This is a genomic window from Amaricoccus sp. (assembly GCF_017993425.1).
Lineage (GTDB): Bacteria > Pseudomonadota > Alphaproteobacteria > Rhodobacterales > Rhodobacteraceae > Amaricoccus.
In genome coordinates this window covers 1-3,822 of record NZ_JAGOMQ010000086.1, presented here as the reverse complement: position 1 = coordinate 3,822, position 3,822 = coordinate 1, and the positions used below count along the sequence as shown (strand labels likewise).

The following is a 3,822-nucleotide window of genomic DNA, read 5'->3' as shown; positions in this document are numbered from 1 at the left end:
TCGGAGTCGACGAGGGCGCCGTCGGCCGCCGGTGCGTCGGACTTCTCGCAATTGTAGCGACATGCCGCCCTGACCGCGTGTGTCATCTTTCCGTCCTCGCAGCCGATGAGACAGCGCGAAAAGGCGGCCCGGACCTCACGAGCGGCGGCGTCGCTGGGGGCCGTCGGGCGGACGTCTTCGGTGACGGGCGGCGCGGCAGGGTCCCGGGTGGCGGCGGGCTCGCCCGCGACGGCGGCGGGGGGCTTGCCAGCGACGGTGGCTGCGGGCTCGCCGGCGACGGTGGCTGTCTTGCCGGCGGACGGGGGCGCGTCGCCCTCCGTGGGATCAGGATCACAGGCGACGGTGACGAGGAGCAGGGCGACGGCGGTGGTTCGGAGCATGGATCTTCTCCAATCCAGCGTGGCCGCATTATGAGAGAAGCCATCCTCGTCGAGGAAGAATGCGCGGTATTTCATCGCAAGACCCGCTCGCGCCTCGCCCTGGGCCATCTGCGGAACACCGGCGTTCGGGCCGTATCGACGGCGAGCGTCCGGGTTCAGACTGCGCAATAAGCGCAGGACGCGAATCGCAAAGACGTGGGCGCCCGCGTATACGCGGTGCGCCCTCGATCCCGCTCAAGAGCAGCGCTTCACTTGTCCTTGAGCGCCTGGCCGGCCGCGTGGGCCTTCTCCTCGATCTTGTCCGCCGCGCGGCCAGCGAGGTCCTTCGCCTTCTGGGTGGCGTCGGCGACCCCGTGCTCGGCCTTGTGCAGGGCTTCAGACGCCGCGTGACCGGCCTTGTGGGCGGTCTCCTTCACGGCGTGGCCGGCCTTCTCGGCCGTCTGCGACGCGACGTTCTTCATGTGTTCTGCGGTCTCGATAATGTCGTTCTTGGTCGTCATTGGATTGTCCTCGCCGCGGCCAGCTGGCCGCGGCGGGAGAAGCATGGATCGCATCGCTGGATGCGCAACGTGGCGCGGGCGGCGGGCGCACGAATGCGGACGATTGCGCCGAAGGCACGAATGCGGGTCGAGGGGCGAGGCGCTCAGTCGCCGAGTTCGGCCGCGCGCTGCTCGGCCAGCTCCCACATGCGAATGTAGCCCTCGGCCGAGCGGAACAGCGGCTCGATGTCGGCCTCGTCGACGGCGTCGCGGCGGGCGTCCTCGATCAGCTCGGGCAGCAGGCCGATGTGCACGAGGCCCTCGGTGTTGAAGTCGAGCTTGCGGTTGCCGACCATCGGCTGCGAGAACTCGATGTCGTCGGCGTACGAGGCGAAGGGATAGGTGACGGGATCGGTCTGCGGGGCCGGGCACACGCCGTCGCCGAAGCGCGGCCCGCGGGCGCCGGCGAAGCCGTTGAGGTCGAAGCCGAAGCCCTCGGCCGGGTAGCCGCCCTTGTCCTTGATCAGCTGGATCTTGTCCTTGAAGGCCTGCACCGTCTGGCCGGGCGCGTCGCCGCGGCAGACGTCGAAGCCGGTCTTCGAGACGCCGCCGAGCTCGTAGAGCACGCCGTCGTTGTTGCGGCCGTGGCTGCCCGAGGCCGGGTACTTGGCCGCCTGCAGCAGCTCGTAGGCGCGCACGTAGGACCACTGCGGGAGGTGGTCGACCTCGATGATCATGCCGCGGGCCATCATTTGGCTGATCATGTGCTCGCCGAGCGGCGTGAGCGTGGCGTTCTGGCAATAGGGGCCGACCAGCGGCGGCTCGGTGATCTTGCCCAGGTACATGGCGGTGGTGGTGAGCGGCGCGGACGGGAACTTGCTGTTGTCGACGGGCGCCGGGGAGTCGTAGACGTCGCGCGGCGCGTTGAGGCCGCCGAAGTTGACGTCGCCGCTGTCGAAGCCGCCGACCTGCGGATCCGGGCAGTCGAGGGTGAAGTTGGACCAGTGGCCGCTGTTGCTGAAGTTGCCGAGCTCGATGAAGGCCCGGTCGCCGTCGCCGGGGGTGAACTTGTTGTCGTACTTGTGGACCGGGAAGATGGCCCGCACGCCCAGGTCGTAGTAGTGGTCGAGCTGGGACTCGATGTAGGCCTCGTCGCAGGTCGGGTCGCCCGCCTGCGGGGTGAGCTTGCAGTCGAAGAGGTTGGAGGTCTCGATGCCGAGGACCACCGCCAGCTTGCCCGCGGCGATCACCGTGCGCGCCTCGGCGGGCGTGTGCACGACCCGGAACCAGCCGAGCCCCGGTCCGCCCGACTGCGCGTCGATGTAGCGCTCCATCGCGTAGCTCTCGTCGATGATGCGATCGACCGCGGTCATGTCGTCGCAGCCGTAGCGGCTCTCCTGGATGCCCTCGCCGATCATGAAGTCGCAGATGATGGCGTTGGTGGTCGCGTGCAGGACCTCCAGGCGCAGGCCGGCGAGGTAGGCCCGCTGCAGCCACAGATAATATTGGGTCTGGTGGGTGGAGCGCTTGGGGCCGCTCGGCCACTCGGTGAAGTCGGGGTAACCGGCGGTCGCGTGGTTGTCCACGGCGAGCTGCTTGGCCACGAGGTCGGGCAGCAGGCTCGCGAGGTCGGGCTGCGAGTTGCCGGTCTGGTCGAAGATGTAGCCGAAGAAGTCCTTGCGACCCATCTCGCCGTGGGAGATCGAGCAGTCGGGCAGGGCGTGCTCGACGCCGAGGCGGTGATACGCGCCGCCGTGGAACAGGCCGCCGCCGCCGAACGCGTAGTTCGAGTGGACGTGCGAGTGCGTGTCGACGATGCCGTAGAGGTCGCCGTCGTCGAACATCGTGCGCGTGACCTTGCCGGTGGCGTCGAGCGAGAGCTCGGGGTACGCCTTGCAGTCGCTGGCGGGCTCGAAGGTGACGGGCGCGCCCTCGGCCGCGAGCGCCTCGGTGCCCAGCAGGAGGTCGTTTCGTCGGTTGCGCAGCTGATATTGCGACCAGTCGACCACGGAGGTCTCGAGCGTCCACTCGGCGCCGGAGATATAGGCGTCGTCGATCAGCGTGACATCGGAGTCGAGCTTGGTCTGGCGGAGCAGCGGGCCGTCGTCGGCGACCAGGTAGCCGCCGTCCTGGTCGTAGAACAAGTAGGTGCCGAGGTCGGCGGCCCGCATGACGAAGCGGGCGGCGCCGGCCTTGTCGGCGCCGAACGAGAAGGCGGCCGCGCCGTTCGCGGCCAGGTAGACGTCCCCGCTGCGCAGCGAGAAGCAGCCGTTGGCGAAGCCGTAGGTGTCGAGCTCCGGCGGCTCGCCGGTGGTGCCGGACATGCCGGTCATGCCGGTGGTTGGGACCCCGGCCGTCGGCTCGGCGCTGGTGCTCCCGCCGGGGTCCGTGGCCTGGGTGTCGCTGGCCGCGTCGCCGGCGGCTGGATCCGCGGCGCAACCGACGATGAGGGCAGTGAGGGAGAGGGGAACGAAGGAGGCGGGGCGCACGGCGAACGACTATATCCGAAAAGGGTCGCGCGGCGGAGCGAGAACGCGCCGCCCTGGCCGCGGTGCGCTGGCCGGCGCCTCGCGTCCGGCACGGATGACGATGGTCCGCCTGCGGGCCTCTTCGACCCCGGGCCTCTTGCGCTCTTGCGCTCGCCGGAGATTATCCATGTACTCGAAGTTTTTCTGGACAGACCGCTTGACGGCTCCGTTCGCGGGGAGTACATACAAAACCTCGAAGGCAGTCATGAACACGGCAAGCAACATCCATGGGTCGCAGCTCCAGTTCCAGCCCCGCGCTGGTCTGCCGCTCCCTGTGCGTCCGCTTCGCCCGCGCCGTCTGCCGCGCCGTCTGCCGCTCCCTACGCGGTGAACGCCCCGGTCGGGGCGTAGGTGGCCGCCGGTGAGGCGCGAGGCGTGCGCCCCCGAGAGGGAGCCGCGGACCATCACCCTGCGATCGTCCGTCTCCGCGGCGCC

General features: G+C 69.4%; 2 protein-coding genes and 1 pseudogene. All 3 read right to left on the bottom strand.

Going from position 1 to position 3,822, the window contains the following annotated elements; translation table 11 throughout:
• Window positions 1-488, bottom strand: a pseudogene (locus KBB57_RS19875) (hypothetical protein); the annotation flags it as partial.
• A gap of 140 nt (window positions 489-628) precedes the next feature.
• Window positions 629-880, bottom strand: a complete 252-nt coding sequence (locus KBB57_RS19870) for a hypothetical protein (RefSeq protein ID WP_290754091.1) — start codon at window positions 878-880, stop codon at window positions 629-631.
• Window positions 881-1,023: 143 nt separating this feature from the next.
• Window positions 1,024-3,192 (bottom strand): membrane dipeptidase, encoded by a 2,169-nt coding sequence (locus KBB57_RS19865; RefSeq protein ID WP_290754088.1) that lies wholly within the window; start codon window positions 3,190-3,192, stop codon window positions 1,024-1,026.
• Window positions 3,193-3,822: the final 630 nt, after the last annotated feature.

What these genes read in the sequence shown, in the direction of transcription:
- KBB57_RS19865 (WP_290754088.1), bottom strand. Translation starts at nt 3,192, where the DNA reads ATGACCGGCATGTCCGGCACCACCGGCGAGCCGCCGGAGCTCGACACC.
- KBB57_RS19870 (WP_290754091.1), bottom strand. Translation starts at nt 880, where the DNA reads ATGACGACCAAGAACGACATTATCGAGACCGCAGAACACATGAAGAAC.